At 39.0% G+C, this 22134-nt stretch carries 20 protein-coding genes; 10 read left to right on the top strand and 10 right to left on the bottom strand.

Going from position 1 to position 22134, the window contains the following annotated elements; translation table 11 throughout:
* Positions 1-152: 152 nt before the first annotated feature.
* Positions 153-800 carry a porin family protein gene (locus tag H5092_RS18275; RefSeq protein ID WP_024596549.1) on the bottom strand — a complete coding sequence of 216 codons (648 nt, stop codon included), beginning with the start codon at positions 798-800 and terminating at the stop codon, positions 153-155.
* Positions 801-1133: 333 nt separating this feature from the next.
* Here H5092_RS18275 and ettA point away from each other — a divergent pair, with 333 nt between their 5' ends.
* The 4 genes from ettA (at position 1134) to H5092_RS18255 (ending at position 4855) form a co-directional block, all read left to right on the top strand.
* Complete coding sequence (gene ettA, locus H5092_RS18270) at positions 1134-2807, top strand: energy-dependent translational throttle protein EttA (RefSeq protein ID WP_024596550.1); 1674 nt, start codon at positions 1134-1136, stop codon at positions 2805-2807.
* A 154-nt stretch (positions 2808-2961) separates the two neighbouring features.
* The gene (locus H5092_RS18265; RefSeq protein WP_002958114.1) at positions 2962-3327 is read left to right on the top strand and encodes a PilZ domain-containing protein; all 366 of its coding nucleotides are present in this window, start codon (positions 2962-2964) and stop codon (positions 3325-3327) included.
* A gap of 53 nt (positions 3328-3380) precedes the next feature.
* Positions 3381-4289, top strand: a complete 909-nt coding sequence (locus tag H5092_RS18260; RefSeq protein WP_024596551.1) for a histone deacetylase — start codon at positions 3381-3383, stop codon at positions 4287-4289.
* A gap of 62 nt (positions 4290-4351) precedes the next feature.
* Positions 4352-4855 carry a TlpA disulfide reductase family protein gene (locus tag H5092_RS18255; RefSeq protein ID WP_024596552.1) on the top strand — a complete coding sequence of 168 codons (504 nt, stop codon included), beginning with the start codon at positions 4352-4354 and terminating at the stop codon, positions 4853-4855.
* 1 nt (position 4856) lies between these two features.
* On the opposite strand, the gene H5092_RS18250 is transcribed toward H5092_RS18255, so the two are convergent.
* Entirely contained in the window at positions 4857-5858 is a 1002-nt protein-coding gene (locus H5092_RS18250; protein ID WP_024596553.1) for an AraC family transcriptional regulator, read from the bottom strand.
* Positions 5842-6762, bottom strand: a complete 921-nt coding sequence (locus H5092_RS18245) for a GGDEF domain-containing protein (protein WP_024596554.1) — start codon at positions 6760-6762, stop codon at positions 5842-5844. The genes H5092_RS18250 and H5092_RS18245 overlap by 17 nt, the downstream gene beginning before the upstream one ends.
* 297 nt (positions 6763-7059) lie before the next feature.
* Here H5092_RS18245 and H5092_RS18240 point away from each other — a divergent pair, with 297 nt between their 5' ends.
* The 4 genes from H5092_RS18240 to H5092_RS18225 all read left to right on the top strand — a co-directional run bounded on the left by H5092_RS18240 (position 7060) and on the right by H5092_RS18225 (position 13232).
* The gene (locus tag H5092_RS18240) at positions 7060-9363 is read left to right on the top strand and encodes a TonB-dependent siderophore receptor (RefSeq protein ID WP_182734479.1); all 2304 of its coding nucleotides are present in this window, start codon (positions 7060-7062) and stop codon (positions 9361-9363) included.
* Positions 9364-9424: 61 nt separating this feature from the next.
* Positions 9425-10399, top strand: a complete 975-nt coding sequence (locus H5092_RS18235; protein WP_165723817.1) for a metallophosphoesterase — start codon at positions 9425-9427, stop codon at positions 10397-10399.
* Positions 10400-10410: 11 nt separating this feature from the next.
* Complete coding sequence (locus H5092_RS18230; protein ID WP_182734477.1) at positions 10411-12393, top strand: phytase; 1983 nt, start codon at positions 10411-10413, stop codon at positions 12391-12393.
* A gap of 173 nt (positions 12394-12566) precedes the next feature.
* A complete protein-coding gene (locus H5092_RS18225) occupies positions 12567-13232 on the top strand; it encodes a hypothetical protein (protein WP_182734475.1) in 666 nt (221 codons plus the stop codon).
* Here the strand turns inward: H5092_RS18225 and H5092_RS18220 are convergent, their stop codons facing one another.
* Positions 13233-14690 carry a PLP-dependent aminotransferase family protein gene (locus tag H5092_RS18220; RefSeq protein WP_182695051.1) on the bottom strand — a complete coding sequence of 486 codons (1458 nt, stop codon included), beginning with the start codon at positions 14688-14690 and terminating at the stop codon, positions 13233-13235.
* Between the two features lie 106 nt (positions 14691-14796).
* On the opposite strand from H5092_RS18220, the gene H5092_RS18215 reads away from it, so the two are divergent.
* Positions 14797-15372 carry a GNAT family N-acetyltransferase gene (locus H5092_RS18215; RefSeq protein ID WP_182695052.1) on the top strand — a complete coding sequence of 192 codons (576 nt, stop codon included), beginning with the start codon at positions 14797-14799 and terminating at the stop codon, positions 15370-15372.
* Complete coding sequence (locus H5092_RS18210) at positions 15372-15959, top strand: FMN-binding negative transcriptional regulator (RefSeq protein WP_182695053.1); 588 nt, start codon at positions 15372-15374, stop codon at positions 15957-15959. Before H5092_RS18215 ends, H5092_RS18210 begins: the two co-directional genes overlap by 1 nt.
* A gap of 61 nt (positions 15960-16020) precedes the next feature.
* On the opposite strand, the gene cyoE is transcribed toward H5092_RS18210, so the two are convergent.
* The 6 genes from cyoE to H5092_RS18180 all read right to left on the bottom strand — a co-directional run bounded on the left by cyoE (position 16021) and on the right by H5092_RS18180 (position 21586).
* Positions 16021-16905, bottom strand: a complete 885-nt coding sequence (gene cyoE / locus H5092_RS18205; RefSeq protein ID WP_002958102.1) for a heme o synthase — start codon at positions 16903-16905, stop codon at positions 16021-16023.
* Between the two features lie 9 nt (positions 16906-16914).
* Complete coding sequence (gene cyoD, locus H5092_RS18200) at positions 16915-17271, bottom strand: cytochrome o ubiquinol oxidase subunit IV (protein ID WP_002958101.1); 357 nt, start codon at positions 17269-17271, stop codon at positions 16915-16917.
* Positions 17271-17897, bottom strand: coding sequence for a cytochrome o ubiquinol oxidase subunit III (gene cyoC / locus H5092_RS18195; RefSeq protein WP_002958100.1), 627 nt, complete (start codon positions 17895-17897; stop codon positions 17271-17273). Before cyoC ends, cyoD begins: the two co-directional genes overlap by 1 nt.
* Entirely contained in the window at positions 17894-19882 is a 1989-nt protein-coding gene (gene cyoB, locus H5092_RS18190) for a cytochrome o ubiquinol oxidase subunit I (protein WP_024596558.1), read from the bottom strand. Before cyoB ends, cyoC begins: the two co-directional genes overlap by 4 nt.
* Before the next feature lie 2 nt (positions 19883-19884).
* Positions 19885-20844: a ubiquinol oxidase subunit II gene (gene cyoA, locus H5092_RS18185; protein WP_039486806.1), complete on the bottom strand. Its 960-nt coding sequence runs from the start codon at positions 20842-20844 to the stop codon at positions 19885-19887.
* Between the two features lie 322 nt (positions 20845-21166).
* Complete coding sequence (locus H5092_RS18180) at positions 21167-21586, bottom strand: hypothetical protein (protein WP_002958097.1); 420 nt, start codon at positions 21584-21586, stop codon at positions 21167-21169.
* Positions 21587-22134 lie beyond the last annotated feature (548 nt).

Here is a 22134-nt window from a genome sequence, read left to right as displayed (position 1 = left end):
AACCTCTAGATGTATAGATGTCCAAATGAAATTTTTTCATGATTTTTTTAAGATTTACTAAAAGTTATAGATGAGAGGGAATGCATTTATATTGAAGTACTTTGTTTTAGTGAATTGAAATAGCGCTACTAAAATCAGTAGCGCTATTATAATTAAAAACGATAATTTACAGATAAATTAAGAGCGTAAATATCGCCTTCATTTGTATCAAAATATTGGTATTCAGCACTTACTTGCCAGCGTTGAGTTAGCCTAAAGTCAATGCCGGTTCCGTACGTTACGCCGCCTTCATCGTAGTTTTGCTCAGTTATTAGCGTAGAATTTGTATCTGTACCAGTTATTGATTCTGCAAGGTTTTTTAAGTCGCCTTCATTGTAACTTAATTTATTTCTACCATAGCCACCAAATAAAAACACATCAGCTCGAGATGAAATTGGATAATTAGCTTTTACAAATATACTTGTTTGCAAATCAAGGCTTGAATCGATTTCGCTCTTAATGAATTCTGAACTCAGCGAACCGTCCTGTGGGTTCTGAGTGTAAACAATTCCGTTTAGAGGCGTTGACTCATCATTTAACCCAAAACCTATACGCCCTTCTAATGCAAAGTAACGCGAAAACTGATATCCAAACCGGCCGTAAAGCGTTGTAAACTGTATGCTATCACTCTCGTATACATCAATTTGCGTAGACCCTATCCCTATTCCTTGGTAATAACCATTTACGTGGAGTATGTCTGCTTGGCTCGAAAATGAGTATAAACCTAAAAGTAATGCCCCTAACCTTGTAACTATTTTCATGTTCATTCCTTTAAACCTTTGTAATATTTAATAATGTGATGTTTAACAACAAACTAAGTGTGGCCTGCCTATATAACTTGCTTATACTTTACAGCTTGTAAATATACTGTACCACTTTTGTTAAAAATGAAATGTATTTGAACAATATAAAACAATAGATTACAGAATTTTACACAATAGAAATCCTGTAATAGTAGTGTTTTTAACGAGCAATCAAAACAAAGTACCGCTTAGGTAAGTGTATTGTTCTATACAGCATTCGTTGACTGTTTCACCCGTCAGCCACTACAATACAACATTGAAATTTTTATTATTATTTGAAGGCTTTCCTCCATGGTTTTACCTGATAAATTTATATTCTCGATGAGTCGAGTATCTAAGGTTGTGCCACCTAAGCGCACTATCTTAAAAGATATTTCGTTGCACTTTTTTCCTGGCGCTAAAATTGGTGTGCTTGGTTTAAACGGTTCTGGTAAATCTACGTTACTGCGTATTATGGCCGGTGTTGACCAAGATTTTGAAGGTGATGCACATCCTCAGCCTGGTACTAAAATTGGTTATTTACCGCAAGAACCTGTTTTAGACGAAAGTAAAACAGTACGTGAAACTGTTGAAGAAGCTGTTGGCGAAGTTAAACATGCACTTAAACGTCTTGACGAAGTGTATAACGAATACGCCATGGAAGACGCTGACTTTGACGCACTTGCAAAAGAGCAAGGCGAGCTTGAAGCTGTTATTCAGGCGCACGATGGTCATAACATCGACAACGTTTTAGAACGCGCAGCTGATGCACTTCGCCTGCCAGAGTGGGATGCTAAAATTGAGCACCTTTCAGGTGGTGAGCGTCGCCGTGTTGCTATATGTCGATTATTACTTGAAAAACCAGACATGCTTATCCTTGATGAACCTACTAACCACTTGGATGCCGAGTCGGTTGCATGGTTAGAGCGCTTCTTACACGATTACGAAGGCACTGTTGTGGCTGTAACGCATGACCGTTACTTCCTTGATAATGTAGCTGGTTGGATATTAGAGCTTGACCGTGGTGAAGGTATTCCATGGGAAGGTAACTACTCTTCTTGGCTTGAACAAAAAGATGCGCGCTTACAGCAAGAACAAAAATCTGAAAAAGCACGTCAAAAATCAATTGCGCAAGAACTTGAATGGGTTCGTTCAAATCCTAAAGGTCGTCAAGCTAAGTCAAAAGCACGTATGGCTCAGTTTACTGAAATGCAGCAGTCTGATTACCAAAAACGTAACGAAACTAACGAGATGTTTATCCCACCTGGTCCGCGTTTAGGTGACCAAGTACTTGAAGTAACTAATCTTCGTAAGAGTTTTGGCGATCGAGTTTTAATTGATGACTTAAGCTTTAGCATGCCAAAAGGTGCCATTGTGGGCATTATTGGCGCGAATGGCGCGGGTAAATCAACGCTGTTTAAAATGATAAGCGGTGAGCAAACGCAAGACAGCGGTAACATCAGCGTTGGCGAAACAGTACACCTAGCTACTGTTGATCAGTTCCGCGACGGTATGGACGAAAGCAAAACTGTTTTCCAAGAAATATCAGACGGACAAGACGTACTGAAAATTGGTAACTTTGAGTTCCCAAGCCGAGCATATGTAAGTCGCTTTAACTTTAAAGGTAACGATCAGCAAAAGTTTGTTAAAGACCTATCAGGTGGTGAGCGTAACCGTTTACACCTTGCTAAGTTATTAAAAGCTGGCGGCAATGTGTTACTACTCGATGAGCCAACCAATGACTTGGACGTTGAAACACTACGTGCACTGGAGAACGCTATTTTAGAGTTCCCAGGTTGTGTAATGTGTATCTCGCATGACCGTTGGTTCCTTGACCGTATCGCTACACATATTTTAGATTACCGTGATGAAGGTCAAATTAACTTCTTTGATGGTAACTACACTGAATATGAAGAGTGGCTTAAAAAGACCCTAGGCGCTGAGGCAACTCAACCTAAACGTATTAAGTACAAAAAAATTGGCTAAAAATATTGGTTAATTTTATGTTTGTATAACTTAAGCCCTGCACTTTGCAGGGCTTTTTTATGTCACCAGCATTACAGGAGCACATCTTGCTAGCATGTAGAGAATTACCCGCTATGCTTAATTTATTATAAAAACAGTAAGGCTAAATTAGGTTATGCAAAATCGTCGACAGTTTTCTCGTGTGCTATTTTCAACTAACGCTCTGTTATGTTTTGATAGCCAACAGTATCCGTGTAAATTACTCGATCTATCGTTACATGGCGCGTTGGTTACTAATTGTGATGCATTTATTGGCAGCCACAATACGCAAGCAATACTGCGTTTTACATTACCTCAAAGCGATATAGAAATAAAAATGGAAGTAGTGATTTGCCATATTGAAGCCGATCATATTGGTTTAAAATGCCATCACATTGATATAGACAGTATTACTTATTTAAAGCGTTTAATAGAGCTAAACTTAGCCGATGATGAGCTACTGCATCGCGAATTAGCGTCACTTATTAATGACTCACAATAGACTCATTCTCTTAAGTTGATTACCATAGCGCAAACTTTATAAAGCTTGTAAATATGCGCTTAAATCCTCATTTGCCTTTGGTATACCATCCTAACTACTCGTTTAGCTTTGATCCTAAGCATCGCTTTGTAATGAGTAAATTTGCACATTTATATCAACATGTTGCAGAGCTTGGTTTAATCGGCAGTAACCTAGTTGAGCCAATATTAGGCACGCCAGAGCCGCTTGAGCTTGTGCATTGCGATAATTATATCCAAGATTTATGGCACAACCGCTTAGATGAAAAAGCCATGCGTCGCATTGGTCTACCTTGGTCAAAAGAGCTTATGGCACGTACATTTACAGCCCCTCAAGGAACGCTACAGACAGCCCGCTTAGCACTTAAACACGGTATAGCGTGTCATCTTGCTGGTGGTACACATCACGCACATAATGACTTTGGTTCAGGTTTTTGTATGGTTAACGATTTGGCCTTTACCACGCAAACTTTAATTAAATCGGGTGAGGTAACTAACGTACTTATTTTTGATTTAGACGTGCACCAAGGTGATGGCACAGCTGCAATGTTACAGCATCAACCCTATGCGTATACTTGCTCTATCCATTGTGAAAAAAACTTCCCCTTTAGAAAGTCCGCTAGCGATTTAGACATTGGCCTGGCAAATAATATGAAGGACGACGAATACCTTGCCATAGTTAACGAAACACTAAGTTATTTACTTAAAGAGCTAAACCCAAGCTTAGTACTTTACGATGCTGGCGTTGATATTTGGCAAGGTGATGGCTTGGGTAAGTTAGATATTAGCTGGGATGGCATAGCTAAACGTGACCATTTAGTATTAAAACGCTGCCTTGAACACAATACACCTGTAGCTACTGTGATAGGTGGAGGTTACGATAGAGATCACCTACGCCTCGCTAAACGCCACGCTATTGTTGTTGAACAAGCTGCTGGCTTTTAGTTTGAAAGAAAAATGTTAAATTATCGTTCTTGTTTAATATGTAAAATAAAAAAGAGCATATTATGAAACAGCTATTTATTACCATCACGCTAATTTTATTAAGCTTTACAGCTTACGCACAAGATACAAGCTCAGAAGCAACATATCCTAAATTGCCAACATTAAATTTACAAATGGCTGATGGGTCGCCACTCAATACTCAAGATTTATTAGGTCAACCTTACGTTTTACACTTTTGGGCAACATGGTGTCCGTACTGTAAAAAGCTGCAGCCAGCACTTCAAAAAATTGATGATATGGGATTAAAAGTTATTGCCGTGAGCTTTGAAGAAGATGACGATGCTACTCCCGCTAAAGCACTTAGCGAAAGAGGTTATACTTTTAAAACAGCTGTAAAAGCCGATGCAATAGCACAGCAATTAGGTATACGAGGCACACCTACTACATTATTTGTAAATAAAGAAGGCAATGTAATTTGGCTGACTAATACGTCAAACCCAGAAGATCCAAATCTTCATTTAAATGCGCGAACATTGTTGCACTCCATAGACATGGCAACTGAGTAACTTATTGCGCTTTTAACTGATTAGGTGTTAAGCCTGTCCAGCGTTTAAAGGCGCGCCGAAAGTTAGGTATATCGTAAAAAGCTAAATGTTCAGCGACTTGTTCGTTATGTTTGGCGCACAGAGTAAGTAGGTAAATAGCTTTGTGCTTATTTTGCTCATCTATTAACGCTGAAAAGCGTACCCCATTGAGTTTGAGTCTGCGCTTAAATGTAGCTGAGCTCATAGCAAAGTGCTTTGCGGTGCACTCTAAATTAGCACTTGGGTGAGAGTATAAGTATCTGCAGACGGCTTCAATAAAAGTCATGCTAACTACGCTTTTATTATGTAGCTGCGACTGCGCTTGCATAAATCGTAATTGACTCGCATGCGGGTTTTTAGCCCTTAACATGGTTTTATTTAATACCCAGCGAGTACATGGCTTATCAAAACTTACCTTTAGCCCTAAATTTTGCTCGTATTCTTGAATATGCCGAGGGCGTTTAAAAGCAAAGTCGAACTGACAATGCGGGTAACTTTCGCTCACTCGTTTAAGTAAACTATAAAATGCAGTGCTGTATATCTCTAGCACATAGTGGTAAAGGCTTTCATCAAACCCATGTGCTGGCTGAATATAAATATAAACATTATCGTTTTTAATATACGTTTGGCTAAACAGCAAAGGCGCTAATTGCATTCTTAAAAGTGATAATTGCTTTAATACTTGAGCTAAATTATCGCTATATTTTAATGCCTGAGCTTCGGCTCGAGTGTCGTTAATAAGTTGGCTACCGAGTAAAAAACCACTGTCAGTACTTTTCATCAACAACTTAAATTGAGCTAATAAACGCACCTGCTGAGACACACTAAATGTATGCTGAAAATTAAGTAAGTCTTGTTCAAAAATACCGGTACCGCGTAGCAGCTTATGTAAATTTATGTTTCGGCTTTGAGCAAGCTCTACAGCTGACGTAATAAGCCCTTGAGCGCTTAAATATTTGTCGTCTTGGCTAACAAACATGTGCACGGTGCGCTACTTTTAGTTGATGCTTTTTTTGTTGTAATTGACTATGCAGTTGGCTTGTTAGTTTACCTGTACTGCTATGCGTATTACCTTGTATTAAGGCGGTAGTGACATATTGAAACTTTGCTTTTTTAGATGCTTCAACTTTAAATGCACAATGCTTTAGAGCTCCTTTAATTTGTGCCATCAACTCTTTAGCTTGCTGCTCTGTGGTGGCTGGCATCAATACCATAAAGCAATCTCCTGCGTAGCGGCACACTACATCACTTAGTCGGCAATTCATTAACAATAGCTCGCTAATTTCACGCAGTAACCGGTCGCCCTCACTAAAGCCAAACTCACTATTAAAATGCGAAAAATCACGAATATCAATAGCCCCAAGCCAGAGTGGTTGTTTGCTCGTAAGTTGCTCTTTAATTGCAGAATCTAGGTACTGCGCCTTATAAAGACCTGTAACTGAACACACCTTATCGTGCTCACGTAAATGCGCTTCACGGCGGCGTAGCTGACGATTTAATACGTACTGCTCTTGATGCCAATAATACAAACCCACACTCGTTAACAACATGCCTAAAGGTGCTGGCAGAGATTCAATCCAACTGAGCCATTGATGGGCGGGATGCATTAGCCATTCATCAAGTAAATCGAGGGTTGCCGAGAACATAAATAACCCAACACCTATCACTAAGTAAGTGGTTACTTTACCCGGTGGTCTTGATATTAATAACGCGGCAATCCATACGAGAGTCATTAATACAATACCGCCCTCCCCCATAATATCGAGCCACTGAATACTGGCGTAAGTTTTTAATACACCTAAATAACTACTTAAAAACACAGCGCTAAAAAACATCGCAATAATAGCGTTTATTAATAATCGGTGGCTGATAAAGGGGTTAAATCGCATGTGCGGTATCTCGTTTATAAATGAGTTTTAAAGTTAGTTCATACAAGTTTTTGTTAGCAGGGTCATATTAGCTCAGCTATATGACAACTAAATGATACCTACTTTAAAAACAGCCCTGCACGGTACATAACACCTGACTTTACGAGGAGTGATAAAAGCTCAATACGCTCTAGATATTGCTCAAACACCTCTAAATACATGTATTTAAACTAAACACTGTCACATTTACGTAATCAAATATCTTTAGCTTGCTCGCCATATCAAGAAACAACCCAGCAATAACCAAGAGCAAATACAATGAAAGACTTTAAAATAAAAGCACTGGTAGCCGCATTAGCCTTATGTAATTTAACGGCTTATGCAGAAGATGATGCAAAAGAAACCACAAAAAAAGATATCGAAGTTTCTGACAAAATTGTTGTATACGGTGAAATTGGCTACAGAAACCGCTCAGACGAACTCGCACCAACCTTAGAATATTCACAAGAGTACTTTCAACGTTTTGAACCATTGACCGCAGGCGATGCATTAAAACGAGTACCCAGTGTTACATTTTTATCGGATGTGCTTGAATCGGATGGTGCACGTATGCGGGGGTTAAGCCCTGCTTATACAAAGGTGCTTATAAACGGTGAAGAAGTACCTGGCGCTGGTGCCGACCGTTCATTTTTTGTTGACCGAATTCCGGCTGAGTTAATTGAACGCGTTGAAATTATTCGCTCATCAAGTGCTAACCGCTCAGCCGATGCTATTGCGGGCACATTAAATATTGTATTGCGCGATGGTTACAGTTTAGATGGCGGTTACTTGCGTGCTGGTGGCTTGCTTTATGACGATGGTGAATTTAAAGAAAGCTTGGCTGCTGTGTACGGTACTGAATTTGCTGGTGGGCGCTTATTACTTGGTGCAAATTTACAAGGCAGATATAACCCAAAACAAAAAACTAGTTTGCGCTACGGCGATAGCCCTGAAAACAATATAAATTTTCAAACAGAAGAGTTTGATAACCGCGAAGACCAATCAGACACTCGCGATGGCGACGACACGTCACTTAACTCCAGCTACGAAATTGTTTTTGACGACGATAGTCAGTTTAATATTAGCGCTATGTGGGTTGATACAGAGCGTACTGAGGATGAACGTTCATTTGAATACAACGACCCAACTGCAACCAATAACGATATTGTAAATGGCGGTAACTTAGAAACAGATAATGCCAATGTTAAATATATTGACCAAACTAATTACAACATCAATACCGCTTATGAATTTCCACTACTAAGCGGCACAAGTAGGTTTAAATTTGGCTTTGCTCGGTTTGAAGAGTCTGTTTATGAGCAAGAAGTAGAACTAGATACGTCAGAGCTGCCAATAATATTTGAAGAAGAACAAGCTCAAAGTGACATAGACGATAAAGAATGGACCCTGCAGTGGCAACATAGCCAACCTTGGGGTGACAATAAAGAAATTCAGTTTGGTGCATTTTTACAAAATAAAAAGCGCGATAGCAATATTTTTGAAGCCGAAGACGAGCTTGAATTAGCACTTACAAGCTGGGATCAATATGTGGGAACACCTTTATCTTTGGCTGTATTTACCAGTGAATTTGAACCGGTTATTGGTGGCGTAAACACGCTAGAGGAAGACCGCTTTGATGTGTTTGCCCTTATTAAACACCAAGATGATTTATTTGCCTGGGAATTGGGCATTCGCTGGGAGTCTACTGATTCAAAAATTAATGATAAAACAATTGGTGTAACCGAAGATAACAATTACGACTTTGTTCTACCTTCTGCACATTTTCGTTATAACGTAAGTGAGAATGGACGCGTTAGCGCCTCTGTTGCGCGTAGTTTACGACGCCCCGAGTTTGATTTTTTAACACCAGCTCTTATCGAAAAAGAACTTGGCGATAACGACCAACTAGGTAACCCAGAATTAAAACCAGAATCAGCTTGGGGTATGGATTTAGGCTACGAATACCGCTTAGGTAAAAGTGGCGTTGTAGGCATTAATTTATTTTACCGCAAAGTAAACGACCTAATAGAAATAGCAAATACAGGACAAGAAGGCTCTGAAGGAGAAGGTACATTTGTATTGCAGCCTCGCAACACAGGCGACGGTAACGTAAAAGGAGTTGAGCTTGATTTATCTACTCCGCTTGGCGCATTTAGCATGCCTAATACTGGAGTATTTTTAAATTACTCATGGCTTGATAGTGAAGTAACCGACTTTTTTGGGTCTCGAAAATTTAACGACCAATCAGACTACGTTTATAACATTGGGTTTATTCAAGACTTACCCGAACTCAAAGCTGCATTTGGCGTAACTTACCGTAAGCAAGGTGATGCCTATGGACGTATTGTAGGTGAAGAAATAACTACATCTTACAGTGCCGACTTTGAAGTGTTTTTAGAAAAACGTTGGGAAGATGTAACGCTACGCTTGGTGGGTTCAAACCTACTTGATGCAAGTAAAGACGAAACCTTTAATAAATTTGATACCGTTGAAGATCAGTTTAGTAGAAGCTTTGATGAGTACGAAATTGAATCTGAAGAAGCGGGACCGGTTTATCAACTTATGCTGCGTTACGCGTTTTAAATAAGTTTATGAGGTAGTGCTAATCACTTTATTTAGCGCTACCAAACATGAGAGAACTATAATGATAAAAAAAACATTACTGCTAATAACACTTGGCTTATGCAGTATACAAAGCGTATTGGCAAACGTAACGTACACCGATGTATTATACGAGCAACAAAAAATTGCCAACTTGACGGTGCTGCCTAAGAGCTTAAATTTTACGGTTATTGGTGATTGGGGACATAACGGGCACTTTTATCAAAAAGACGTAGCACACCAGTTAGAAATAGCGATGTTTCAAACGGATGGTGATTTTACTATTTCAACTGGCGATAACTTTTATCCCAATGGTGTGGCAAGTGTTAACGACCCGCTTTGGCAAAGTGCCTATGAAGATATTTACCATGGTCCACATACATTCGAGCCTTGGTATGTAGTACTGGGTAATCATGATTATTTAGGTAATGCGCAAGCACAACTTGATTACAGTAAAAAAAGTCAGCGCTGGAATTTACCTGCACGCTATTACAGCAAAACCTTTACTTTAAAAGGTGGCGAGCAGATATTAATGGTGTTTTTAGACACTAATACTTTAAATCCTGAATACAAAACACGCGAAAAATACAAAGCAACTCAAGGGCAAAACAGCCAAGCGCAATTAACATGGTTAGATAGCCAACTATCAAATAGCCAAGCACGATGGAAAATAGTGGTTGGTCATCACCCACTTTATAGCAGTGGAAAACGTTACGGACTTACTGAAGGTTTACGTAATTTACTCGAGCCCATATTTGAGCAAAATGGTGTGCAAGCATACATAGCAGGACACGAACATGACCTGCAACATAACCAAATAGATGGCAGTAAACTCGACCACTTTGTATCTGGTGGTGGTAGCGAAGCGCGTTACGTAAAACAACGTGAATTTACGCGTTTTGCAGAAGCTACTCCAGGATTTTTGAGCTTTTCGATTAACAATGAAGCACTAAAAGCAACGGCTATTAACTATAAAGGCGAAGTGCGTTACAGCACTCAAAAGCGCTTTGACCAATAAAGGGTTACAACATGAACTTTAAATTAAAAACATCTATTAGCTTAATTGTAAGTAGCTTAGTGCTTAGTACATTAAGTGCGTGTAGCAATAGTAATATGGCTACAAATACGGCAGTAAAAAACACATCCGATAAAATAGTCATTAATAGTACTGAATTTGGTCCAACAGATAACATGCAAGGCTCACAAGCGGCATGGTTAAATAATAACAATTGGTTGCTAGCAAGCGAAAGCAAAGGCTTAGTGTTAGTTGAAAGTGAAACGCAACAAAGCCGCATTATAAAAAAAGGTAACTTTGAAGCGCTTGCTGTCACTAAGCTAACAGCACACTCATTTTTGGTTGCAACTATTGATAACAATCAAGATAACGTTGTTATATTTAAGCTTGAGAACACTCAAAGTGGCTGGGATACAATTGAACTAACCCGCATTAACCCACCACAAGCACAACCCGATACGGTGTGTTTATTTGCTAATAAAGCGAGTGAATCAATATCGGCATTTGTACCTGATGTACGCGGGCTAATTACCGAAACTATTATTTTTGATACAGCGAATAATAAAGCGGTTAACGTAAATGTACGTGAATTTTCTGGCGTTAGTGAGGCGTCGGGTTGTGCTGTAAGTACAACAACAAATACCTTATATGTAAGTGAAAGCGAAGTAGGCATTTGGGCAATAAACGCGAACGCGGAATCGCAAGCAGATAAAAAACCGATTGCTTTAGTCGCCCCCTTTGGAAAGTTAGACAGTGAACTAGGAGCTATTTCAGCTTCGCAAGATGGTATTATCTGGTTTACTAGTACCAAAAACAATACTGTGTATACTTATGATCCAATTAGTAAAATGCTTAATAACTGGATGTTAAATGGTGACTTGAGCTTGGAATCGGTAGCGGTAAATTACACAAGTAACAACGCGGCAACGGCAGTGCTGTATAACGACGAAACAGGCGCTTATATTAAAAGTACACTACCTGTAACACCTATCATAAAATCATTAAAAACCAGCCCCCAATCAATTACTCAAATAAAGGCAAGTGCACAAACTGCCCCCGTACAAGCGTTTGGTGATGCAGCAGACGATCCGGCAATTTGGGTTAACCCTAAAGATGCAGCAAACAGCTTAATTTTAGGCACCGATAAACGCCGTGGACTAATGGTATACAGCCTAAATGGCAAGCTTGAACAGTCACTTGAAGTTGGTCGTTTAAATAACGTAGACCTGCGACAAAATAGCACGATTAAAAACAGTACCAATACATTAATAACTGCCAGTAACCGAACGCTTAACGGTATTAGTGTATTTACAGTACAAGCTAATAATAGTGTGAAGTACATTGCTGATATTCCTACCAATCTTGATGAAATTTATGGCTTATGTATGTACTCGTCAAATACGGGGAACTATGTATTTGTAAATGATAAATCGGGGCTATATCAGCAATATAAAATCAGTGAGAATAACGAAAAAATAACAGGCAAACTTGTTCGCGAGTTTAACCTACCAAGCCAACCAGAAGGCTGTAGTGCAGATGATGAACTAGGACAATTATTTGTAGGCGAAGAAGATGCCGGTATTTGGTTTATAGGTGCAGAGCCAACGGCAGGCAGTACACCGGTTATGCTGCAAGGTATAAATGAGCAACTTGTTGATGATGTTGAAGGTATGGAAATTTACCACAGCGACAAAACACGTTATTTAGTTGTTTCGAGCCAAGGTGATAACAGCTACGTACTGTATAAAATAAAGAATGGTACTGCGGGCATTAAAACACCTAGCTTAGAGTTTGCAGGTAAGTTTAGTGTAATAAGTGATTTGGTTAATGGTATTGATGGCTCATCAGAAACCGACGGGTTAACAGTAACATCTAAGTCCCTACCGGGTTATCCTGAAGGTATTTTAGTTGTACAAGATGGTTATAATCGTATGCCACAGCAGCCTCAAAACTTTAAAATAATAGATTGGCGAGAAGTAAAAAAAGCAATTAAGTAGTGCTTATTTAGCCGCCATTATTTTAATGTCGCTTTGAGATTACCTTGAAATTGTATAAAAGGCTCATTTGAGCCTTTTATACAATGCTTGGCGTTTAAGTATTAAGTGCAATTAACTCAATGTAATATATATTTTATACTACAATTTAAGCTCATAAATTAATTGAGATTATAATGCGCCTACTACTTACTTTATTACTAGTTACTTTAAGTGGCTTTGCTGTAGCAGAAGAAGAAAAAACAGAACTACCACCGGTAGACCCCGCTTACAATGCTGAGCATCCTATGGCTTTGGTTAATCAAGGCTCATCTATAATTGCGATTAACTTACCTAGTTATAATTCTCCAGATGATGTGCAAGTTGTTTATAAAATAGGAAACCCCGATGTCGCACTCTTAAACTTTGTTAGAAATGCTGAGCTAATCACGGTTAAGCCACAAGCGTTTAATATTCAACATTTAATGCGTGGTGAAGAAATTACGATTATTGCCGATATTTACGAGGGTGATTATCAACAAGGCGGTAGTTTAATTTACTCAAAAAAAGAGCTTGAACTGAGTAAGCAACTGTATGCCAGAGAGCTAAAAGATTTAAGTGAATCATCGCAATGGCAAGATTACGACATGATTAATCTAGGCGGTACTGAGCATATTTATATTCATAAAATTCAACAAGCGCCGAGCTATAACCATCTTATTTTTGTTGATTTAGTTAATGCATGTATGCAAAAGCTTCGTACCTCAAAACGTGTCCCAGCTGAAAATGAGCTTACCTATAAATTTATTAACTGCGGCACGCTTAAACCACTTTATTACAATGCTGATGACTTTAAAAAATAGTTACTTATATTCAGTTATGAGTTTGATCCCTTGCTTCATTGCCTCAACTGATTGCCCTGCAAAGCCTAAGCGAACATAACTATATTGCTTAGGCATTAAACTTCTCACTGAATCAGCAAAGTAAAACTCAGATTCTGCTTGTAAATACACGCTTTTACTTTGCATTGCTTGTTTTATATTACTCGTATTTTTATTTAAGTTAACCCACATTGCCATACCGCCGTCTGGCTTTTTATACTCTATTGGTAGCCCCTGTGATTGCAGCAACGCTAACGTGTTGTCCATTGCTTCATAACGTTGTTTATAGTGTTTAGTCATGCGTTTCAAGTGGCGCTCAAATCCACCTTCTTGCATAAAGTGCGCAACGGCTAGCTGCATAACCACATCATTTTTATGATTCATTAACTGCTTCCATGCGGTTAACTGTGCTAATACTTCAGGAGCTGCACAAATGTAGCCAATTCTAGCGCCTGAGAACATGATTTTAGAAAATGTAGATAAGTAAATAATAATCCCAGCGGGATCGTCCCCAGCCATAGGTTGCAATGGCTGACAGCGATAATGAAACTCGTGATCGTAATCATCTTCAATAATCATTACGCCATACTCATAACATAATTGATAAATTTGCATGCGCCGTGTGGGCGAAAGCGTAACGGTAGTTGGGTATTGATGCAGCGGGGTTAAGTACAGCATTTTTATTGGATATCGTCTAAGTTGCGCTTTTAAGTCATCAACACATAAACCATATTCATCTTGTTTTATATCTATTAATTGCGCGCCACAAGCAGCAAAGGCTTTGCGTGCTGGTGGGTAGCCTAAAGTCTCAACGGCTAAGAAGTCATCTTTACTTATAAAGGCCTTTGAAATTAAAAACAAAGCTTCTTGTGAGCCATTACATACAAGTAAGTCTGATACTTTTAAACTTCTAGTTTTATGTAAGTAATCACTTATCTGAGTTTTTAGCTCACTCACTCCACCTATATCACCATAATGAAGTTTACTGGTATCTAAATGATTAAATACATGGCTCATAGAGCGTTTAAATTCTTTATAGGGAAAGCTATTTAAATCAGGAAGTCCACCTGCGAAATTATATACGTAGTCTTTTAAATTCATTGCCGGAATAGGCACGGCTAACTCTGTAGCAAATTTATAAGGTTTTGGTGTTAAAACTGGCGTGTGATCACAGTTAGCACTGCTTTGAATTGGTAGTGTTTGAGTGACGCTATACCCAGAGCGTTCATGGGATTCTAGCCATCCTTCGGCTACTAATAACTGCAATGCGTTCATTATTGTATGGCGATTTAACTGATACGTTTGCGCCATAACTCGAGCAGAACTGAGTTTTATACCAGGTGCAATATCTCCCTTTACGATAGAACCACGCAAAGCATCTGCAACTTGTATGTACTTAGCTTTGTTTGAGTCATTAAATTCAATATTAAGCGGTTGCATGTTATCCTTTTATAACTGGTATAGCTAAAAAGCCAATTCTGGTTGTTTTTACCAAACCAAATTAGCGTACATTTGTTGCTCGTAAATAGCAAAGCATAGAGGCAACATGTTTACTCAACAGATACATAAAACAAATAAGGTAATTTTAGAGCCATTAAATTATGAGCATTTAAAAAGCTTATATAAAGCTGGGCAACATCCAAAAATATGGGAATGGGTATTAAGCAACTATACAAAAACACCCGAACAGTTAAAGGAATGGTTTACCACCAGTGCACAATTTAATAACAAAGAACAAATTGTATTTGCCATAGTAGACATAGCCAGCAAAGAGGTTGTAGGCACTACACGACTATTTAGATTAGATACGCATAACTTAAGTGCTGAAATTGGTCATACATTTATAAGCCATCACTGGCAGCAAACTTATATTAATACTCACACTAAATATTTACTGCTTAGCTACGCTTTTGACGCGTTGAATTTAGTGCGAATAACATTTAATACCCACGAAAAAAATCAAAAATCTCGAAATGCAATTACTCGACTAGGCGCCCAATTTGAAGGTATAGCCCATAAAGATAGATTGCTAAGTGATGGAAGTTACAGAAGCACTGCAAAATTTAGCATTATTGACGAACATTGGCAGAGCATTAAGTTGCAGTTAGAGGGGAAGCTTTAATGTACCCACCCACACATTTTCAAGAACATAATATTGAACGTTTGCAAGCATTGGTTGAGCAATTCCCTCTAGCGAGTATTTTAATGCCCTGCTCGCAAAGTGACTTAAATAATATATGCCAAGTGCCTGTATTATATGAGCCCTCACGTAATGTATTTATTGCACACGTAGCAAAACATAACCCGCTAGCGCAATGTGATAAACAGTCAGTAAAATTACTATTTAGTGGCGATAACTGTTATCTATCTCCCTCGTATAGTAATAATAAAACACTGCCGAGCTGGCTTTATTCATCAGTACAAGTAACTGCAAATGTGAATATTATTGAAAGCGATAATGAGAAAGACAAAATAATGCGGCAACTAACGAGCCATTTTGAGCAAGGCTTTACGCCAATTTGGAAGATTACTGACGTGCCCAAAAGCAATCGCCAAGCAATGTATCAACAATTAAGCTTTATAGAATTCACTCCCACTCATTGGAGTGGAAACTTTAAGCTAAGCCAAAATAAATCACCAGAGGTAAGAGCACGAATAAAACAAAGCCTAGAACTTGCCAATAAGCGCTCTATTGCAAAACTATTTTAGGCATAAAAAAAGGCCCTTTCGAGCCTTTGGATTAACTTTGGAATAGTTAAAAATTTTTAAATTAGGTAAGCGTTAATAGCTGTGGAGCAACGCTATGATAGTCAACAGCCATAGCAATGCTTAACGCTGTAATATTAATAATTGAAAATGCGAACACTTTACGTGCCCAGCTACTCATATCAATATTACGACGATAACCGCGCAGCGCCATTAGCAACCACCAAAAGCTGGTAATACAAGCAACAGCCATAAAGGCAGCACCTGTGTAGCCAGTAATTGGTAGCAACATCACCACCAATGCATATACAGCAATGTAAAGTACGATATGGCGCTTTGCTTTATCAATTCCTTGCGCTACAGGTAATACAGGAATACCTGCAGCTTGGTAATCTTTAAAGCGAAAAATAGCAATGGCATATGAATGCGGCATTTGCCACAAGCTAAACATGACTAGCAGTATTAATGCGCCCATATCGAACTGCCCTGTTACGGCGCAGTAACCAACTACTGGCGGTACAGCGCCAGAGAGACTACCTACAAAAGTGCCATATACTGAGTTGCGTTTCATGTAGAGGCTATAAACCCCTACATAAATTACGTAGCCAAAGGCTGCAAAAAATACCGCGGCTTGAGTGGTGTAGGCGATAAGTAAACCAAAGCCCACAACACCCAATAAAATACCGTGACTAAGTGCAGCAAAGGCCGACATTTCGCCCGTTACTGTAACCCGCGTACGAGTACGCGCCATGGCCACATCTATGTCTCTATCTATAACATTATTGATAGCGCAACCTGATGCAACCACTAGCGACAAACCAATTAATGTGGCAATCATTAACCATGGGTCTATATCACCGCGCGAGGCAAGTAAAAACCCGCCCGCTACGCTGATCAAATTGCCCATAATAATACCCGGCTTTGTCACTGATAAATAACGACGAAACATCTTCAACTCCTAGTACATCATCATTGCGTTAGATTCATAAATGATCCAAACAGATAACCCAACAACCATTACGATGATCAGAGCACTGAATAGGAATGAAAAAGTACTTGCACGGCCATCTTCGGTGGTAAAATTAAGGTGTAAAAAGTATTTTAAATGCACCCAAATTTGTACGATTGCTAAAGTAACAATGCTCCAAAGCGTTGTTGCTTTTGAGAAGTCACCTTCCATTACCATGTAAAACGGTATAGCAGTTAAAATTACCGATAGCACAAAGCCAATTAAGTAAGTTTTAACACTGCCATGAGATTCATCATGATGATCACTTTGCGTTTGCTTTAACGCATGCGTTTCGCTGTGGCTCATTACATTGCTCCCATTAAATAAACAACGGTAAATACACAAATCCAGACAATGTCTAAGAAGTGCCAAAATAGGCTTAAGCAGCTTAAACGCGTTACGGTTGCTTTACCTAAGCCGCGTTTAGCAACTTCAATCATCATTATGGTCATCCAAATTAGACCCGCTGTTACATGTAAACCATGTAAGCCAACTAATGAGAAAAACGATGTTAAAAAGGCACTTTGTTGTGGACCATTGCCATGCACAATTAGGTGATGAAATTCGTATACTTCCATACCAATAAACACAGCACCTAAACAAAACGTAACAAATAACCAAGTCAGTGTTAGTGCCTTTTTTTGCCCTTGAGCGGCAATCATGGCAAAACCAAAAGTAATACTACTAATCAGTAGTGCTGCAGTTTCTACTGCTACAAAGTCGAGTTCAAAAATATCTTTACCCGATACGCCACCGGCTGTGTTCATAAATAATACAGCGTAAGTGGCAAAAAACGAGGCAAACAGTAGGCAATCGGTCATTAGGTATAACCAAAAACCAAATACGGTATCACCCGAAGTATCGTGGTGATCATGCGCGTGGGCATGATCATCGTGTGATACAGAGTCTAAATTTGCAGAAAGTGTACTCACGCTTTTAACTCCTTAACGCCACTTGAATTATATGCAGCTTCAATGCGTGCAATTTCATCAGGTTGTATATAGTAATCTACATCGCTGGTGTAACAACGTTTGATAAATATGGCAATTCCGCCTACTAGTCCAACAACAGCTAACCACCAAATATGCCAAATCATTGCAAAACAAAATACTGTTAAACTTGCTGCCATTAACACGCCAGCTGATGTGTTTTTAGGCATATGAATAGGGCTGTAGTTTGCTTTATCTTGATATGCTTGACCTTTTTCTTTCATATCGGTCCATGCATCAATATCATCAATATGTGGAATTGTTGCAAAGTTATAAATTTGCGGAGGTGAACTTGTAGCCCACTCAAGTGTGTGGCCGTTCCACGGATCGCCTGTTGTATCGTCAAGCGCTTCACGGTCTCTAAAGCTCACATATAATTGAATTACTTGGCTGATAATACCAAACATAATAATTACAGCACCGCCTGCGGCAATGTATAACCACATGTTCCAATCTGGGTTGTTAGTGTGGTTTAAGCGACGTGTCATACCTAAGAAACCAAGTACGTACAGCGGCATAAATGCTACGAAGAAACCAATAATCCAACACCAAAATGATGCTTTGCCCCATTTTTCATTAAGTTTAAAGCCCATTGCTTTAGGGAACCAAAATACAAAACCGGCCAGGTAACCAAACACAGCACCACCAATAATTGTGTTATGGAAATGTGCAATTAAGAATAAGCTGTTATGCAGTACATAATCGGCGCCAGGAATGGCAAGTAATACACCGGTCATACCGCCTACGGTAAAGGTAACCATAAAGCCAAGAGTCCAAAGTACCGGTACACTTATACGTAATCGACCTCGGTAAATAGTAAATAACCAGTTAAACAACTTAACCCCAGTTGGTACGGCAATAACCATAGTCATTACCCCAAAGAACGCGTTAACGTTAGCACTTGAGCCCATAGTAAAGAAGTGATGTAACCAAACAATAAAGCCTAAAATTGAGATTGCACCGCTGGCATAAACCATCGATTTGTAACCAAACAAACGTTTACCGGCAAAGGTCGAAATAATTTCAGAAAAAATACCAAACGCTGGTAATACTAATATGTATACCTCAGGGTGACCCCATGCCCAAAACAGGTTGATGTACATCATGGCGTTACCGCCCAATTCATTGGTAAAGAAGTGGAAGTCTAGATAACGGTCAAGCGTTAGCATTGCAAGTACAGCAGTTAAAATTGGAAATGATGCTGCAATTAAGATGTTTGCCCATGTACATGCCCATGTAAAAATTGGCATTTTCATTAGGGTCATACCTGGTGCACGCATTTTAAACACGGTTGCTAAAAAGTTTACGGCTGTTAGAAGTGTACCGAGCCCGGATATTTGCAAGGCCCAAATATAATAATCGACCCCCACCCCAGGGCTAAAGGTCAGCTCCGAAAGCGGCGGATATGCCACCCAACCTGTTTTTGCAAACTCACCAAACACAAGTGATAAGTTAATTAAAATTGCACCACTGGCTGTAAACCAAAAACTTAAATTATTTAAAAATGGAAAAGCAACATCGCGAGCACCAATTTGAAGTGGTAATACGATGTTCATTAGACCAATCATAAATGGCATTGCCATAAATATGATCATGATTACGCCGTGGGCAGTAAATATTTGGTCGTAGTGTTCTGGTGGTAAATAACCTGGCGCACCGCTGGTAGCAAGTGCCAACTGTGCACGCATCATTATTGCATCAGAAAAACCACGAAACAGCATTATTAGTGCTAAAAGAATATACATTACGCCTAAGCGTTTGTGATCAACAGACGTGATCCAGTCGCGCCAAAGCACGCCCCATTTTTTATACTTTGTAATAAGCCCGGCAATAATAAGCCCAGCTATCGCAATAACCGACATCGTGAACACAAGAATTGGCTCATGAAACGGAATTGCGTCGAGTGAAAGATTACCTAATAACGACATTATTATTCCTCGCCTTGGCTGTGAGATGAAGGCATTGAGTGCTCACTCATTTCATGATGCTTTTTACTCATTTGCCCATGTTCGCCCATTGCATGGTGTTTTTTGTTCATATCGCCATGCGCCTGCATATACTTCATAACAATGGTATGAAATAAGCCGTCATCAACTTTTCCGTAATATGCTACTGGGTTATTTTCACTTGCTTTTGCAAGCTCAACATAATTTGCATGAGTCAGGTTATTAGCGCTTGAATTCGCTTTCACATCACTCACCCACTTATCAAAGTCTGCTTGAGTAGGTGTAGCAATGGCATTAAATTTCATGCCAGTGAAACCTGCGCCGCTGTAATTTGCTGAAAAGCCTTTAAACGTACCTGGCTCATTTGCAATTAAGTGAAGCTTGGTTTCCATCCCAGCCATTGAGTATATTTGACTACCCAATTGCGGAATAAAAAATGAATTCATTGTGCTCTCTGAGGTGATTTTATATTCAACAGGTACATTTGCTGGGAACACTAATTCATTAACCGTAGCAATACCTTGCTCAGGATATATAAATAGCCATTTCCAGTTTAATGAAACCACTTCAACAGTAAGGTGTTCACCTTTACCTTCAATGGGTTTATAGGGGTCTAAGTCTTGGGTAGACTGCCAGGTAATAACACCTAAAATGATTACAATAACAATAGGAACAGCCCAAACAACGGCTTCAATTTTATTTGAATGAGCCCATTTTGGAGCATAAATTTCTTGGTTTTGAGTGTCTCTATATTTCCAAGCGAAATACAAAGTCATCACAATAACGGGAACGACTACAAGCAACATAAGCACGGTTGCGATGATGATTAAATTTTTCTCATCAATGCCTATCTGCCCTTTTGGATCGAGTATCCCGCCTTTACAGCCTGACAACGCCAGCACTGTACTAGCTAAAGCAATATTACAAAGGTTACGAATTAACAAGGGAGTATCCTACAAACCTAGAGTTTCAATTTGCTGCTTAAAATAAAAACCAAAGCAACGATTTTTCAATAAAAACCCAAGTTAACTAGAATTAAATTATAAAAATAAGGGGGCTATTCAAAAAAACCTAAAGCTCATGCCATTAATGACCTAGCAACAAACCCAGCTTTCTAAACGCATTTATATAACGTAATAAAAGTTAACTTGGGTGAGTGGTGGTTGGCTGAAATGTGTTTAAAAAAACACGGAGCTACTTTGTTTTAGCTAACCTTAATTATTTACAGCAAGAACAAATAATTAAAACCAGCAACAAGATGCAGCGTTACAGGCAACCTGTAAAGCTAGGTGGAGCACGACAACCATGTGAAGAGATCACAGGCTGAAGAACTTTAGCCTCGCTAAAAGCAAAGGCTGCTTTACGGAGGATTATGCCAGCACGACGCGCTGGACAAATATGGAACAATAACCAACAAAGGCCAATAAGTAACTGACTTGATATGATCGGATGAGCTAAAAATTGCGCAAGATTAAGTAACAGTGGCTCTACAATAAACCCATCACTTAATAGCGCTTCAAGCTTGAAGGCATCCTCTAGTGCACCGCTTAGCAACATTACAGTATTAAACACTAATAAAGTTATAGCTACACACACGCCCTTGCCTGCTTTATTCAAGCGTTCACACGTCTGCGGCTCGCCAGAGGCAAGTTCCGTAGCTGTATGATGCAAAGAAAGTGTGTTCAAAGACATTAACCTACTAAAATGACTATAACAAAATTAGAGTAATACAGTTTGCAATGGAAAAATTTAAAAAACATTGCTGTTGTAAACCCTAAAACCAGGTGCTAAATACAATCAAATCCAGCTAGCACATATTTACCTAGCGAAAATTGATCCGTATCAACCAAACTTTCAAAACTTACTGAAAGTTCGAACGTGAGTATAACAAAGAGAATTTTCTGTTCAACTAAAAATCAATTAATTTGAGTTAAGCTTTCGAAGCTATTTTGTTAATAAAAAATAACACGATAAAAAACATTCGGTTAGCTAAAATAAAAAACGATTTAAAGAGAAATATTTAATAGGATTATAGGTTTTTAGGAGGGAGTAATAATTGTGTGGCACAAATAAAAACAGCCCAAATTCAGTCACCACCGAACTTGAGCCGCCTTTCACACTGACAACATCTTCACACACAATATAAAGATTCTTGGTTTACACTACGTGGCAATTGTAGGGAATAAAAACAACTCAAGCTAAGTCACCACCGAACTTGAGCTGCCTTTCACACT

The organism is Pseudoalteromonas sp. SR41-7 (assembly GCF_014163935.1).
GTDB classification, from domain to species: domain Bacteria; phylum Pseudomonadota; class Gammaproteobacteria; order Enterobacterales; family Alteromonadaceae; genus Pseudoalteromonas; species Pseudoalteromonas distincta.
This window is presented reverse-complemented; position numbering and strand designations above follow the sequence as displayed.

Excerpts from the sequence above, each read along its gene's own strand:
- H5092_RS18275 (WP_024596549.1), bottom strand. The coding sequence starts at position 800 with ATGAAAATAGTTACAAGGTTAGGGGCATTACTTTTAGGTTTATACTCA.
- ettA (WP_024596550.1), top strand. The coding sequence starts at position 1,134 with ATGGTTTTACCTGATAAATTTATATTCTCGATGAGTCGAGTATCTAAG.
- H5092_RS18265 (WP_002958114.1), top strand. The coding sequence starts at position 2,962 with ATGCAAAATCGTCGACAGTTTTCTCGTGTGCTATTTTCAACTAACGCT.
- H5092_RS18260 (WP_024596551.1), top strand. The coding sequence starts at position 3,381 with ATGCGCTTAAATCCTCATTTGCCTTTGGTATACCATCCTAACTACTCG.
- H5092_RS18255 (WP_024596552.1), top strand. The coding sequence starts at position 4,352 with ATGAAACAGCTATTTATTACCATCACGCTAATTTTATTAAGCTTTACA.
- H5092_RS18245 (WP_024596554.1), bottom strand. The coding sequence starts at position 6,762 with ATGCGATTTAACCCCTTTATCAGCCACCGATTATTAATAAACGCTATT.
- H5092_RS18240 (WP_182734479.1), top strand. The coding sequence starts at position 7,060 with ATGAAAGACTTTAAAATAAAAGCACTGGTAGCCGCATTAGCCTTATGT.
- H5092_RS18235 (WP_165723817.1), top strand. The coding sequence starts at position 9,425 with ATGATAAAAAAAACATTACTGCTAATAACACTTGGCTTATGCAGTATA.
- H5092_RS18230 (WP_182734477.1), top strand. The coding sequence starts at position 10,411 with ATGAACTTTAAATTAAAAACATCTATTAGCTTAATTGTAAGTAGCTTA.
- H5092_RS18225 (WP_182734475.1), top strand. The coding sequence starts at position 12,567 with ATGCGCCTACTACTTACTTTATTACTAGTTACTTTAAGTGGCTTTGCT.
- H5092_RS18220 (WP_182695051.1), bottom strand. The coding sequence starts at position 14,690 with ATGCAACCGCTTAATATTGAATTTAATGACTCAAACAAAGCTAAGTAC.
- H5092_RS18215 (WP_182695052.1), top strand. The coding sequence starts at position 14,797 with ATGTTTACTCAACAGATACATAAAACAAATAAGGTAATTTTAGAGCCA.
- H5092_RS18210 (WP_182695053.1), top strand. The coding sequence starts at position 15,372 with ATGTACCCACCCACACATTTTCAAGAACATAATATTGAACGTTTGCAA.
- cyoE (WP_002958102.1), bottom strand. The coding sequence starts at position 16,905 with ATGTTTCGTCGTTATTTATCAGTGACAAAGCCGGGTATTATTATGGGC.
- cyoD (WP_002958101.1), bottom strand. The coding sequence starts at position 17,271 with ATGAGCCACAGCGAAACGCATGCGTTAAAGCAAACGCAAAGTGATCAT.
- cyoB (WP_024596558.1), bottom strand. The coding sequence starts at position 19,882 with ATGTCGTTATTAGGTAATCTTTCACTCGACGCAATTCCGTTTCATGAG.